Genomic DNA, 12902 nt, shown 5'->3' on the forward strand with positions numbered 1-12902 from the left:
GCATCGCGCTGGCCACAGCCTGCGGCCATGAACACAAGTGGTGCGCGCCGCACCGTTGTTGTGCGTCGCGGGAACCGGGACTCGGGACTCGGGACTCGGGACTCGCAAGGAGTTTTGCAGAACCCCGCAGCAGTGCGGGGGTCTGTCGTTATAGCGGTCGCAATGGGGAACAGCCCCAAATCGTGGCGAGGGTCGCTGTCGTGTCGCCTCGCTTGCAACCGCGCGGCGCGACCTGCCAACCTCGCCCGAGCGGCCCGCAAAAACTCCTCGCGGACCCGAGGCGCATCCGGCGGGCGCGCGGGCGCGGGACCTCGCACGGGCCCGGTCCCGCGGGACGGCGCACAAAAAAACCCGGCGAGCCGCTACACTAAGCAATGTGATTATCATTCGCATCTAGGATCCTGCATGTCCCCCTCGCTGTTCCCGCGCTCGGTGCTGGCCACCGGCTTGCTGCTGGTGTTGTCCGACGTCCACGCCCAATCGGTGTCCCAGGCGGCACCGGATCCGGACGTCACCGAGCTGGACTCGGTCCGGGTCGTAGGCCGGGCACAGACCCTGTACAAGGCGGAGGACGCGGCCGTGGCGACCCGCACCGACACCCCGCTGTCGCTGGTGCCGCAGTCGGTGCAGGTGCTGCCGCGCGAACTGATCGACGACCAGGCCGCGCGCCAGGTCACCGACCTGTACCGCAGCATCAGCGGCATCAGTTTCTTCAGCTACGCCGGCGTGACGCTGCGCGGCTTCCGCCAGGAGAACGTGCTCTACGACGGGCTGCGCGGCGATCCCTATGCCGGCTTCTCCGTGCCGCAGCTGTTCAACATCGAGCGGGTCGAAGTGCTGAAGGGGCCGGCCGGCGCGCTGTACGGCGGCGGCAATGCCGGCGGCGTCATCAACTACGTCACGCGCAAGCCGCAAGCCAAGGCGCAGCGGCGGCTGGAGCTGCAGGCCGGCAACGAGGATTTCGCCGCCGCGTCGTTCGAGGCGACCGGCCCGGCGAACGCGTCCGGCAGCGTCCGCTACCGGCTGGGCGTCTATGGCGACGGCGAGGAAGGCGTGCGCTGGAATGCCGACAGCCAGAGCCTGATCGGGGACGCGTCGGTCGCCCTGGATGTCGGCGACACCGGCGAACTGACCTTGCAGTACACCGACATCACGCAGAACCTGGGCGGCAACCGCCTGCGCGGCGTGCCGGTCAACGACAACGGATATTTCCTGACCGACAGGCGCTGGAACCACAACGAGGCGTCGGACTTCCTCGACATGCAGGCGAAGGTGGTGCTGGCCCAGTACCGCTTCCACCCTTCGCAGGCCTGGGACGTGGACTTCGCTGCGCGCTGGTTCGAGAACAGCGAGCACCAGATCTACCACGAGCCGACCGGACTGATCGACCGCGATGGCGACGGTACGGCCGAATGGATGACCCGGCAGCTGCGCAACCAGTATCGGGACAACGATGCCGTCGCGTTCAACGGCAATGCCGTCTGGCGTGTCGCCATGGGCGCCATCGAACACAAGCTGCTGTTCGGCGCCGACTACTACCGCGGCGACTCGGACTTCGACGCGCAAACCGCCAACAGCGCCGACCTGGCTCGCAATGCAGGGCCGGTGCCGGGCATCGACCTGTTCGATCCGGTCTACGGCATGACCTCCTACCACGACTACGGCCTGGCCGGCCTGCCATGGCGCGGGACGCGTACGCGCGGCGTGCGCTACGGCGGCTATCTGCAGGACGAAGTGACCCTCACGCCGCGCTGGTATCTGCTGGCCGGGCTGCGTTGGGACGGTTTCGAAGACGAAGACCGGGTCGCCCGCAGCCGGATCGACGGCCACGACCTGAGCTGGCGCGTCGGCAGCACCTTCGTGCTGCGCGAAGGACTCAACGCCTACGCCAGCGTGGCCAGCGGATTCGTTCCGCAGGCCACCGGCAACCAGGATCCGGCCGCCGGCGGCCCGTTCGATCCGGAACAGAGCAGGCAATGGGAGGTGGGCCTGAAGAGCCTGCTCGGCAACGGGCGTTTCACGCTGAACACCGCGCTCTACCGGATCGAGCGCAGCAACATCGTGCAATCCACCAGCCGGGTGGTCGAGGGCGTGAACCAGCTGGCCGCGCTCGGCCTGGTCCGCAGCGAAGGCCTGGAGATCGACGTGCTGGCGGACCTGACCGATCGGTGGGTGCTGAACCTGGCGTACGCCTACAACGACGCGCGGGTCGTCGATGCCGGTACCGACGGCGTCACCGACGCGTCCGGCGACCGCTTCGCCAACGCCCCGCGCAACAAGCTCGGCCTGTGGACGCGCTACGACCTGCCCGCCATCGCCTCGGCGATCGGCCTTGGCATGGACTACACCGACGAACGCATCAGCCTGGAGGGGCAGCGGGTCAAGCCGTACACGATCTTCGACCTGAGCTGGCAGACGCAGTGGAACCGCTGGAAGTTCCAGGCCAACGTCAAGAACCTGTTCGACAAGGTGTACGCCGCCAGCGGCTTCACCGAGCGCACCGGTCACTTCCCGGGCGAACCGCGGCGCCTGTACCTGCAAGCGGCGTACACCTTCTGAGCCACGACATCATGCGCCAGCCCGCGCCAGCGCCCGCCGCGAATTCCGCCTCCAAGGGCAAGGGGCGCCGCCTGTGGTTCGACCTGCACAGCTGGGTCGGCCTGAAGCTGTGCCTGTTCCTGGGGTTCGTCTGCCTGACGGGCACCTTGGCGGTGTTCGCCCAGGAAATCGACTGGGCGTTGCATGCGCAAATGCGGGTGACTCCGGGTCCGGAACGGGCGAGCTGGGGACAGCTCGTCGCCGCGGCGCAGCAGGCCCATCCCGACTGGACGCTCGAAGCGGTGGCTGCGCCGCATGCCTCGCGCTTCGCCGCCGCGGCGCAGATGCGAACGCCCGATGGACGCCGCAGGTTCGTGTGGATCGACCCGTATCGCGGCCGCGTGACCGGCGATACCCACTGGTTCAACGCCCACCGCTTCCTGCGCAACACGCACCGGCATCTGATGCTGCCGGTGAAGTACGGCGTCCCCCTGGTGGCGGCGCTTTCGCTCCCGCTGCTCATCACCTTGACCAGCAGCCTGTTCATCTACAAGCGCTGGTGGCGCGGGTTCTTCAGCTGGCCACGTGGCGACCGCCCGCGGCGACTGTGGGGCGACCTGCACCGCCTGCTGGGCGTGTGGAGCCTGTGGTTCATCGCGTTGATCGCCGCGACCGGTGGCTGGTACCTGGTCGAGTCGTTGGGCGGCAAGGCACCGGTGCCGGCCAGGATCGCGCTTCCCGAAGACGACGGGAACCGCCGGCGCGCCGACCCGCATGCGATCGATCGCGCCGTGGCGACGTTGAATCGGCGCTGGCCCGCGCTGCAGATCCGTGGCGCCGAGCCCAGTGCGGACGGCCGCAGCCTGCTGCTCGATGGCCAGGCGCAAGCATGGCTGGTCCGCGACCGCGCCAACGTCGCCGGCTTCGACCTGCGGTCCGGCCAGCTCATCGATTGGCGGGACGGACGCGACCTGGGCGTGCACCAGCGCATCTCCGAGATGGCCGATCCATTGCACTTCGGCAGCTTCGGCGGTTGGCCGGTGCGCCTGCTGTGGTTCCTGTTCGGCAGCGCCATGACCGCCCTGTGCTTCACCGGCGTCTACCTGTACGGGCTGCGCGTATCCGATGCGATCAGGTCTGCGCTGAGGAGGAACAAGCCATGAGCGAGCCGGACAAGCGGCCCTGGAAGCTCGCCTGGAAGGGCATGGGCGGCTGGCGCTGGCTGTGGCTGGCCCTGCTGCTGGTGTGGATCGCGCTGATCCCGCTCGAGGTCGCCAGGTAGCGCAGGTTCGCCGCGCCGCCGGCAGCAGGCGGGCGGCGGCATCGTCCAGCCAACGGCAGATCGGGTCGCGTCCGGGCCGATGCGCCGCCGGGTTCTCAACCGTCGGTCGAACGCGTCAGCTGCTCCCATCGCGCGAGTTCTTCCTGCAGGCTGGCGAGCTTGTCGCGGACCAGGTGCAGCGCGTCGCTGCCCAGCAGCAGATGGGCCGGCGGCGCATCGCTGTCGATGATCCACAGCATGGCCCGCGCCGCCTTGTCCGGATCGCCCAACTGCTTTCCGCTGAGCTCCTGCCGCCGCTGGCGGACAGGATCGAACACGCGGTCGTAGTCGCCGATGGAACGTGCGCTGCGGACCATGGAACGGCCGGCCCAATCGGTACGGAACGAACCCGGCGCCACGGCGGTCACGTGGATGCCCAGTTCGCGCACCTCCTTGCCCAGCGCCTCGCTGATGCCCTCCAGCGCGAACTTGCTGCCGCAGTAGTAGGCGATGCCCGGCATGGTGACGAACCCGCCCATCGACGTGATGTTGAGAATCCTGCCGGCGCGGCGCGCACGCATGCCGGGCAGCACCGCCTTCATCATCGCCACCGCGCCGAACACGTTGACCTCGAACTGGCGCCGCATCTCGCTCAGCGGCGACTCCTCCATCACGCCTTCGTGGCCGTAACCGGCGTTGTTCACCAGCACGTCGATCGCGCCGAACGTGGCTTCGACCTCGGCCACCACCGCATCGATCGCGTCGACATCGGTGACATCGAGGATGCGCGCATGCGCGCGTGCGGGCGCCAGCGCCTGGAACGCGTCAACGGCTTCGGCATCGCGCAGCGTGCCGACCACGCGGTGCCCCGCCGCCAGCGCCGCGCGCGCCAGTGCGCGGCCGAAGCCGCTGCTGACGCCGGTGACGAGGATGAGTTTCGGATGCTCCATTGCGCGCTCCCAGGCTTGAATGGAGCGCACAATACGCAGGGCCGTCACCGCCGGTAAGGCGCACAAGGCTCACAAAATTGCCTATTCCCATGAAACCGCCGCACGCTTCCGTCCCGTTGCAGGCCGCCGCCGGCCTGGCGCCGCTGGCCCCCCTCGTCCTGGCGCTGGCGCCGCGCGAGGGCTACACCCCGACCGCGCTGCCCAGCGTCCGCCTGCTGCGGTCGGACCGTCCGCTGGCGCGCACCCCGGTGCTCTACGATCCGGGCATCGTGATCGTCTGCCAGGGGCGCAAACGCGGCTATTTCGGCCAGCGCACCTACATCTATGACGCGCACCAGTACCTGGCGGTATCGGTACCCGTACCGTTCGCCATGGAGACCGAGGCCTCGGCCGAGACGCCGCTGCTGGCGCTCTACCTGCACCTGGACTTTCCGCTGGCCGCCGGGCTCATGCTGGAGATCGATCGCCACGCAGGCGCTGTGGACAGCGCGCAGCCGCAGAGCATGCTGTCCAGCCCGATCGACGAGGCCATGCACCTGTCCGTGCAGCGCCTGCTGCTGGCACTTGCCGATCCGAGGGAGGCCGCCATTCTCGGCCCTCAGCTGCTGCGCGAGCTGTACTACCGCATCCTGACCGGGCCGCAGGGACCCACCCTGCGCTCGGCGCTGGCCATGCAGGGCAGATTCGGGAAGATCGGCAAGGCGCTTCGGCTCATCCACACCGCGTACGCCCAGCCGCTGGACGTCGCCCGGCTGGCGCAGGAAGCGGGCATGAGCGCGCCTTCGTTCCACAGCCACTTCAAGGCGGTGACCTGCACCTCGCCCATGCAGTACCTCAAGTCGACGCGGCTGCACCAGGCGCGCCTGCTCATGGTCCAGGACGGGATGACGGCGGCGGCCGCCTGCCATGCGGTGGGGTTCGAAAGCACATCCCAGTTCAGCCGCGAGTTCAGGCGCTTCTTCGGGCTCACGCCCGCCAAGGAAGCGCGGCGCATGCGCGAAAGCTTCGCGCTTCCGCACAGGCAGCCGGACGCCGTATACGTGTCCTCGCACTAGCGAGGAATCCACCTACCCGAACCGGTGGCATCGTGCGGCTCCGCGCAGCGCCGCGACACCTGCGTCGAGCGCAGGCCTGCGCTTCAGCCAGGCGCCTGCACCGCATGCCAATCCGGCAATCCGTCCTCGCGCGCGTCGCGCTCGGGCAACGCCACGCCCAGTTGCGCGGCGGCGGCGCGGTAGGTGTCCAGCCGATGCACGCGGGCGACAAGTTGCGCATCGTGCGCCGCATCCTGCGCGGCGCCTTCGGCGCTCGCCGGCAGCCAGCCCCAGCGGCGGAACTGCTGCAGGAACCAGCGCCCGTCCGACAGCCACGGCAGGTTCGCCAGGCCGCCGGCATGGAAGCGCAGCCCCTGCGGATCGGCGCCGTCGTCCGCCGCGCCACCCGGCAGCAGGCATGCGGCGATGCGCTCGGCCGGCAGCCCGATCACCTCCGCGTCGGCCAGCCACGCCACCGCCTGGCGCCGGTGCGCGGCATCGTCGAGCCAGCGGCAGGCCTCCAGCAGCGTGGCGGTCAGCGCGCGCGCCAGTTCCGGCTGCAGCGCGGCGAAGGCGCGGCGGCAGGCCAGCACCTTTTCCGGATGCCCGGGCCACAGCTCGCCGCTGCGGATCACCCGCCGGCCCGCGCCCATCGCCTCGGCCTGCGCCGCCCACGGCTCGCCGGCGCAATAGCCGTCCAGCTCGCCACGCGCCAGCGCGCCGGGCATCTGCGGCGGCGGCAGGGTCACCGCCTGGATCGCGCGCATCGGGTCCACGCCCTGCGCCGCCAGCCAGTAGTACAGCCACATCGCATGGGTACCGGTGGGAAAGGTCTGCGCGAACACCGGCATGCGGCCCAGCGCGGCCAGCGCCTCGCGCAGCGGCACGCCGCCCGCCAGCGCGTCGGCCAGCGCCGGCGCCAGGGTGATCGCCTGGCCGTTGCGGTTGAGCGTGAGCAGGATCGCCAGCTCCGCCTGCGGCCCGGCGATGCCGCATTCCACGCCGTACACCAGCCCGGACAGCGCATGCGCCGCGTCCAGTTCGCCGGACAGCAGCTTGTCGCGCACCGCCGCCCACGAGGCCTGGCGATGCAGTTCCAGGCGCAGGCCGTGGCGGCGGTCCAGCCCCAGCCGCACCGCCGCCACCAGCGGCGCGCAGTCGATCAGCGGCATGTAGCCCAGGCGCAGGCTGCGCGGTTCGGCGTTCGAAGCTGTGTTCATCCGTGTCTCATCCGGCGGTTCATCCCAGCAGGTCGGCCATCGCCAGGATGCGCCGGGCCACATCGGCCAGCTTCAGCCCCTGCTTCATCGCCTGCTGGCGCAGGGCGGCGTAGGCGTCGTTCTCGCTCATGCCGCGCTTGTCCATCAGCAGACGCTTGGCGCGGTCGATCTGTTCGCGGTCCTGCAGCTTCTGCTGCACCTCGTCCAATTGCCGGCGCATCCCCGCTTCCTGCTCGAAGCGCGCCAGCGCCACCTGCACGATCGGCGCCAGCCGCGCCGGCGACAGCCCGTCGACCACGTAGGTGGTGACGCCGGCGCCGACCGCGGCGCGGATCAGCTGGTCGTCGCCGTCGGCGGAGAACATCACCACCGGGCGCGGCGCCTGGCGGTGGATCAGCGCCAGTTGCTCGAGCGTGTCGCGCGAGGGCGAATCGACGTCGATGATCACCACGTCCGGCTGCTGCGTGGCCACCGCCTTCAGCAATGCCGGCGCCGCCGCCACCTCGTCCAACACCTCGTAGCCGGCATCGAGCAGCGCCTGGCGCAGCTGCCCGATCGGCTTTTCGGTATCGTTGACCAGCAGGACGCGCAGCATGGGGGCGTGGCTAACGGAAGTTGGCTGACCCGCATGGTGCCATGCAACATGCGTCCCCGCACCGTTCCCGCCGCAGGAGTCCGCATGCCGCTCTATCCGTTGTTCGCCGATCTGGCCGGGCGCCGCGTGCTGGTGGTCGGCGGCGGCGAGGTGGCGATGCGCAAGATCGAGGCGCTGCTGCATGCCGGTGCGCAGGTGCAGGTGTATGCGCATGCGCTGAACGACACCGTGGCGCAGTGGCTGGCGCAGGGCCGGCTGCAGCGGGTCGATGGCGCGTTCGACCCGCAGTGGCTGGACGCCGCCTGGCTGGTGGTCGCGGCCACCGACGACAACGGCTTCAACCGCCAGCTCGCCGCGCAGGCCGGGCAGCGGCGCAAGCTGGTCAACGTGGTCGACGATGCCGAACTGTCCACGTTCCAGGTGCCGGCGATCATCGACCGCGATCCATTGCTGGTGGCGATCTCCTCCAGCGGCGCGGCGCCGATGCTGGCGCGGCGCCTGCGCGAGCGCTGGGAGACCGAGCTCGACCACTCCTACGCGCAGCTGGCGCAGCTGTTCGCGCGCCACCGCGAGGCGATCCGCGCGCGCCTGCCGCAGCTGGCGCTGCGCCGGCGCTGGTTCGAGCAGGTGCTCGAAGGCCCGGTGCAGGCGCTGCTGCAGAGCGGCCAGCGCGATGCCGCCGAACAGGCCTTCGCCGACAGCCTGCAGCGCAGCGGAGAGGTCACGCGCCGCGGCAGCGTCTGGCTGGTCGGCACCGGCAACGGCGACCCCGGCGCGCTGACCCTGAAAGCGCTGCGCGCGCTCAACCAGGCCGACCTGCTGCTGTGCGATCCGCAGGTCGGCGACGCGGTGCTGGGCCTGGCGCGGCGCGACGCCGCACGCCGGCCGCTGCCTGCGGACGACGCCGCGCACCTGGCGCTGCTGCTCGAACAGGTGCAGGCCGGGCAGCGCGTGGTCAGCCTCAAGCCCGGCGATGCGTTCCGCCAGGCGCCGCACGATCGGCTGGCGCCGCAGCTGGCCGCCGCAGGGATCGCCTGCGACGTGGTCGCCGGGGTGCTGCCGTAGCGCCGGTGCGCGACGGACAACGGCCGTATTTGCAGCGGCATCCGTTTGCGTGCCGCTTGCAGCTGCAGGCCGGCTTCCAGCCCGGCGAGCGCATCGTCCACATCGGCGAGCGCCCGCGATACCCAACCCTAGAGCGCGGGTTCACCTGGCCGGTGCCGCCTGCGGCGTTCCCGCCGGCCCTGCCCGCTTGAACACCGGCCGACCCTCCGTGGACCAGGTGATGCGTTGCATCCGCGGCGAGCGCTGCGCCGTGCATTTCATGTCCGCCGCGGGATTGGCGTGGTACACGATCCAGGTTTCCTTGCCGCCCGGGGTATCGAAGAAACCGTTGTGTCCCGGCGCGAATTCCTGGCCGTGCGGATCCTTGGCGAACACCGGGCCATCGGCCTTGCTCCAGCTGCCGGCGTTCAATGGATCGCTGCCGGCCGGCGCGCTCAGCAGGCCGATGGCGTAGTCGTCCGACCAGCAGGCGCTGCCCGAGTAGGTGAGGAACAGGTCGCCGCGCGGCCCGCGCAGGAACTGCGGCCCTTCCAGGATCTGCCGCCCGCCTTGCCGCTCCCACGCCCGGTCGGGCCGGGCGATGACCGTCTCCTCGCCCTCCAGGGTCCACGGATTGGACATCGCCACGATCGACAGCACGCTGTCCGGGCCGACGTAGGGCGAGTACACGAAGTAGCGCTTGTCGTCGTGCTCGAAGGTGGTGCCGTCGATGCCGGGATGCGCGGTGCGCAGGCGGCCGCGGTCGATCCAGGTGCCCCGGGTGGGGTCGGGATGGGCGTTCTCGAGCACGAACACGCCGCGGTGCGCGTCGTCGTTGTGCACGTCGTCCGAGGCGGTGTAGTAGATGAACCAGCGTTCGCCGATGCGGTGCAGCTCGGGCGCCCAGATGGATCTGGCGTTGGCGCCGGTGGCCGGCGAGGTCCACACGGTGACCTCCTTCGCCTCGGCCAGCCTGGCCAGGTCGTCGGTCTTGCGGATCGTCAGCCGGTCGCCGCGCGTGCTCATGAAGAAATAGGTCGTGTCCAGCCGCGCGATCCACGGATCCGGGCCGGAAGGCAGCAGCGGGTTGGTGAAGGTTTCGGCGGCCAGCGCCGGCGCCGCCGGGACCGCGAGCAGGAAGGCAAGCAACAGGACGTTCGCACGGCGAAAGGACATGGCGGTCTCCAAGGGGATGGTCGGATGGACGGGGCGCGGCGGGACGGTGGCGCCTGCGCCGCCGCGTGCCGGCCGGCGCAGGCGCTGCACGCTGGCCTCACCGCGCCTGCGAAGGCTCGGCCTCCACGATCTGGCCGAAGCGGATCTGCACGCCGCCGGCGACGTTGTTGATCACGCCGATCTCGCCCTGGCCCAGGTCGTACAGCGCCGGCCACGAGTGCTGGAAACCGAACGGCCACGCCGGCTCGCCGGTGAGCTGCCAGCTGGCGCCGGCCGTATCGCTCCAGGCGACCTGGTTCAGGCACGAGGTGGCGAACACGGTGCCCTGCGCGGTGGCCATCACGTGCGGGCCGCAGCGCTGGTGCTGCAGCGGCGTGCCCAGCCCCTGCGGCCACTGCACGCCGTCGGCCGAGTACTTCATCGACACCGGGCACTGCGGGTCCGCGCCGCAGATCTCGAACACCAGCAGGTAGCGGCCATCGCGCAGCCGGGTCATCACCGGCATCCCCGGCCGCAGCCGGCCGCCGCCCGGCTCGGCCACGATGCTGGCCTTCGGCCCCCAGGTCCTGCCGCCGTCGCGCGACAGGCGCTGGGTCACCACCTGGTTGTAGGCCGGCGACGCGTCGGCGTGGGTCTCGTCGGCGTACAGCACGGACAATGCACCATCGGGCAGCGCCGACAGCATCGGCTCCCACAGGCCGCGATCGTTGCGGCCCTGCGGCGCTTCGTTGGCGTCGATGACGCCGACGAACGCCCAGCTGCGGCCGCCATCGCCGCTGTCGTACAGGTGCAGGCGGTAGGACGCGCCGGCGATCAGCGAACGCATCGCCAGCAGCACGCGGCCATCGGGCAGCGCCAGCAGTTCGCCGTTGTCGATCTGGCGACCGTCCTCGGCCACGCTGGACAGCGCCGTCCAGGTGCGCGCGCGGTCGCCGCTGACCGACAGCGCCAGCGTGGAAGGCGCATCCGGATGGAAGCGCGTGGTGACCGCCAGCCAGCGGCCATCGGCCAGCTGCGCCATGCGCCCCCAGCCGGCGTCGCGCGCGGCCACGGTCGCGGTATCGCCCCAGCGCACCTGCGCCTGCGCCGCCGCCGGCAACATCCAGGCCAGCGCACCGGCCGCGGCCGCGGCCGCAAGCACCCATCGCGTCATGTGCTTCATGCGTTTCTCCCTGCCTCGTTGTGTCGATGCCGGCGCATCGCGTTCACCAGAACGTGGCGTACAGCGCGACCAGCACGGCGACGATCGCCAGCGAGGCCACGTTGAACGAGGGCGTCGTGGCATAGCTGACGTCCTGGGTCTGGATGCGGTCGCGCGCGCCGGTGGCGGTGGTCGACAGCGCCACCGCCGTGGCCAGCGCCAGCGACGCCAGGAACACGATGCCGATGCGGTCCATGAACGGCACCTCCGGCAGCGCCAGCTTGAGCGCCAGCGACAGCACGAAGGAACTGACGGCCGCGGCGAGCGCGCCGGCCTCGTTGGCGCGCTTCCAGAACAGGCCCTGGAAGAAGATCACCACGATGCCCGGGGTGAAGAAGCCGGTGAACTCCTGGATGTACTGGAAGCCCTGGTCGAAGCTGCCCAGCAACGGGCGCGCGGTCAGCACGGCGAGGGCGATGGCGGCGATGGCGGTGATGCGCCCCACCCGCACCAGCTTGCGCTCGGACGCGTCGGGGGCGCGCTTGGCGTAGAAGTCCAGGGTGAAGATGGTGGCGACCGAATTGATCTTCGACGCCAGCGACGCGACGATCGCCGCGATCAGCGCGGCGAACACCAGCCCCAGCACGCCGCTGGGCAGCAGCCGCATCATCGTCGGATAGGCTTCGTCCGGGCGCTCCAGGTCCGGGGCGATCATCACCGCCGCGATGCCCGGCAACACCACGATGGCCGGGATCAGCAACTTGAGGAACGCGGCGAACACCACGCCCTTCTGCGCTTCCTGGATGCTCTTGGCGGCCAGCGCGCGCTGGATGATGTACTGGTTGAAGCCCCAGTAGCTCAGGTTGGCGATCCACATGCCGCCCAGCAGCACGCTCAGGCCCGGCAGGTCCTTGTAGAAGGGATCGTCCGGCGACAGGATCATCTGGAACTTCTCCGGATGCCGCGCCCACAGCGTGGTGAAACCCTGCACGATGCTGCCCTCGCCCAACCGGCTCAGGGTGATGGCGGTGACCATCAGCCCGCCCAGCACCAGCAAGGTGACCTGCACGATGTCGGTGAGCGCCACCGCCTTCAGCCCGCCGTAGAGCTGGTAGGCCAGCGCGAACGCGCCGAGCAGCACCAGCGCGACGGTCTGGTCCATGCCGGTGACCTGGGCGATGGCAATCGAGCCCAGCCACAGGATCGAGGTCAGGTTGACGAACACGTACAGCGCCAGCCAGAACACCGCCATCAGCGTGCGGATGCGGTTGCCGTAGCGCTCCTGCAGGAACTGCGGCATCGTCGTGATCCGGTTGCGCAGGAAGATCGGCAGGAACCACTTGCCGACGATCAGCAGGGTCAGCGCGGCCATCCACTCGTACGAGGCGATCGCCAGGCCGATGGCGTAGCCCGACCCGGACATGCCGATGATCTGCTCGGCGGAAATGTTCGCCGCGATCAGCGACGCGCCGATGGCCCACCACGGCAGCGACTTGCTGGCCAGGAAATAGTCCTCCGCGCTCTTGCTGTGCCCGGCCTTCTCCCGCGACACCCACTGCGCCAGGATGAAGATGCCGGCCAGGTAGACCAGCACGATGGTGATGTCGAGGGGGGACAGGCTCATTTGCGGTTCTCCACGAACGGATGGGCACCGGCGCTCATGGCCGGTCGCCGTCGACGATGAAAGGCTGGCTGGCGCCCATGCGGCCGCTGCCGGCCGCCGGCAACGGCGGCATGCACTCCGGATATGCCGTGCGCGCAGGTCGGCACGGGTGCGGGGCCGGCATCTGCCGAGCGCTGCGCGACGACGCCGGACGCCGGCAGCGCGCCGGCAGCGGCCGCGCGCGGCGCAGCGAGCGCTTGCGCGATACGCATGCCCATATCGGCCAGGAATATACGGACGGTCAGCGCGCGCTGCGGCGCGGATCCCCGCACGCTCGCAT

At 70.3% G+C, this 12902-nt stretch carries 12 protein-coding genes; 5 read left to right on the plus strand and 7 right to left on the minus strand.

Annotated elements, in window-relative coordinates; all coding sequences use genetic code 11:
- Positions 1 to 405: 405 nt before the first annotated feature.
- From JR065_RS11625 to JR065_RS21720, 3 genes are read left to right on the plus strand one after another with little or no spacing between them, the layout of a single operon-like run.
- Complete coding sequence (locus tag JR065_RS11625; protein ID WP_206234352.1) at positions 406 to 2559, plus strand: TonB-dependent siderophore receptor; 2154 nt, start codon at positions 406 to 408, stop codon at positions 2557 to 2559.
- A gap of 11 nt (positions 2560 to 2570) precedes the next feature.
- The gene (locus JR065_RS11630) at positions 2571 to 3701 is read left to right on the plus strand and encodes a PepSY-associated TM helix domain-containing protein (protein WP_206234412.1); all 1131 of its coding nucleotides are present in this window, start codon (positions 2571 to 2573) and stop codon (positions 3699 to 3701) included.
- Positions 3698 to 3820 carry a hypothetical protein gene (locus JR065_RS21720; protein WP_277420143.1) on the plus strand — a complete coding sequence of 41 codons (123 nt, stop codon included), beginning with the start codon at positions 3698 to 3700 and terminating at the stop codon, positions 3818 to 3820. Before JR065_RS11630 ends, JR065_RS21720 begins: the two co-directional genes overlap by 4 nt.
- A 95-nt stretch (positions 3821 to 3915) precedes the next feature.
- Here the strand turns inward: JR065_RS21720 and JR065_RS11635 are convergent, their stop codons facing one another.
- Entirely contained in the window at positions 3916 to 4749 is an 834-nt protein-coding gene (locus tag JR065_RS11635) for an oxidoreductase (RefSeq protein ID WP_206234353.1), read from the minus strand.
- A gap of 89 nt (positions 4750 to 4838) precedes the next feature.
- On the opposite strand from JR065_RS11635, the gene JR065_RS11640 reads away from it, so the two are divergent.
- Positions 4839 to 5804, plus strand: coding sequence for an AraC family transcriptional regulator (locus tag JR065_RS11640; protein WP_206234354.1), 966 nt, complete (start codon positions 4839 to 4841; stop codon positions 5802 to 5804).
- Between the two features lie 83 nt (positions 5805 to 5887).
- Here the strand turns inward: JR065_RS11640 and JR065_RS11645 are convergent, their stop codons facing one another.
- Both JR065_RS11645 and JR065_RS11650 read right to left on the minus strand, forming a co-directional pair.
- Positions 5888 to 7003, minus strand: a complete 1116-nt coding sequence (locus JR065_RS11645; protein WP_206234356.1) for a CmpA/NrtA family ABC transporter substrate-binding protein — start codon at positions 7001 to 7003, stop codon at positions 5888 to 5890.
- Between the two features lie 19 nt (positions 7004 to 7022).
- Complete coding sequence (locus JR065_RS11650; RefSeq protein WP_206234413.1) at positions 7023 to 7595, minus strand: ANTAR domain-containing response regulator; 573 nt, start codon at positions 7593 to 7595, stop codon at positions 7023 to 7025.
- Positions 7596 to 7682: 87 nt separating this feature from the next.
- Between JR065_RS11650 and JR065_RS11655 the strand changes: the two genes are divergently transcribed.
- A complete protein-coding gene (locus JR065_RS11655) occupies positions 7683 to 8663 on the plus strand; it encodes an NAD(P)-dependent oxidoreductase (protein ID WP_206234357.1) in 981 nt (326 codons plus the stop codon).
- 141 nt (positions 8664 to 8804) lie between these two features.
- On the opposite strand, the gene JR065_RS11660 is transcribed toward JR065_RS11655, so the two are convergent.
- The 4 genes from JR065_RS11660 to JR065_RS11675 form a co-directional block, all read right to left on the minus strand.
- Complete coding sequence (locus tag JR065_RS11660; RefSeq protein ID WP_206234358.1) at positions 8805 to 9818, minus strand: glycoside hydrolase family 43 protein; 1014 nt, start codon at positions 9816 to 9818, stop codon at positions 8805 to 8807.
- 97 nt (positions 9819 to 9915) lie between these two features.
- Complete coding sequence (locus tag JR065_RS11665; protein WP_206234359.1) at positions 9916 to 10980, minus strand: sialidase family protein; 1065 nt, start codon at positions 10978 to 10980, stop codon at positions 9916 to 9918.
- Between the two features lie 43 nt (positions 10981 to 11023).
- Complete coding sequence (locus tag JR065_RS11670) at positions 11024 to 12583, minus strand: sodium/sugar symporter (RefSeq protein ID WP_206234360.1); 1560 nt, start codon at positions 12581 to 12583, stop codon at positions 11024 to 11026.
- Complete coding sequence (locus JR065_RS11675; protein WP_206234361.1) at positions 12580 to 12894, minus strand: hypothetical protein; 315 nt, start codon at positions 12892 to 12894, stop codon at positions 12580 to 12582. Before JR065_RS11675 ends, JR065_RS11670 begins: the two co-directional genes overlap by 4 nt.
- Positions 12895 to 12902: the final 8 nt, after the last annotated feature.

Origin of the sequence: Xanthomonas sp., assembly GCF_017163755.1 — a bacterium.
Taxonomy (GTDB): Bacteria; Pseudomonadota; Gammaproteobacteria; order Xanthomonadales; family Xanthomonadaceae; genus Xanthomonas_A.

What these genes read in the sequence shown, in the direction of transcription:
- JR065_RS11645 (WP_206234356.1), bottom strand. Translation starts at nt 7,003, where the DNA reads ATGAACACAGCTTCGAACGCCGAACCGCGCAGCCTGCGCCTGGGCTAC.
- JR065_RS11625 (WP_206234352.1), top strand. Translation starts at nt 406, where the DNA reads ATGTCCCCCTCGCTGTTCCCGCGCTCGGTGCTGGCCACCGGCTTGCTG.
- JR065_RS11635 (WP_206234353.1), bottom strand. Translation starts at nt 4,749, where the DNA reads ATGGAGCATCCGAAACTCATCCTCGTCACCGGCGTCAGCAGCGGCTTC.
- JR065_RS11665 (WP_206234359.1), bottom strand. Translation starts at nt 10,980, where the DNA reads ATGAAGCACATGACGCGATGGGTGCTTGCGGCCGCGGCCGCGGCCGGT.
- JR065_RS11670 (WP_206234360.1), bottom strand. Translation starts at nt 12,583, where the DNA reads ATGAGCCTGTCCCCCCTCGACATCACCATCGTGCTGGTCTACCTGGCC.
- JR065_RS11640 (WP_206234354.1), top strand. Translation starts at nt 4,839, where the DNA reads ATGAAACCGCCGCACGCTTCCGTCCCGTTGCAGGCCGCCGCCGGCCTG.
- JR065_RS21720 (WP_277420143.1), top strand. Translation starts at nt 3,698, where the DNA reads ATGAGCGAGCCGGACAAGCGGCCCTGGAAGCTCGCCTGGAAGGGCATG.
- JR065_RS11630 (WP_206234412.1), top strand. Translation starts at nt 2,571, where the DNA reads ATGCGCCAGCCCGCGCCAGCGCCCGCCGCGAATTCCGCCTCCAAGGGC.
- JR065_RS11655 (WP_206234357.1), top strand. Translation starts at nt 7,683, where the DNA reads ATGCCGCTCTATCCGTTGTTCGCCGATCTGGCCGGGCGCCGCGTGCTG.
- JR065_RS11660 (WP_206234358.1), bottom strand. Translation starts at nt 9,818, where the DNA reads ATGTCCTTTCGCCGTGCGAACGTCCTGTTGCTTGCCTTCCTGCTCGCG.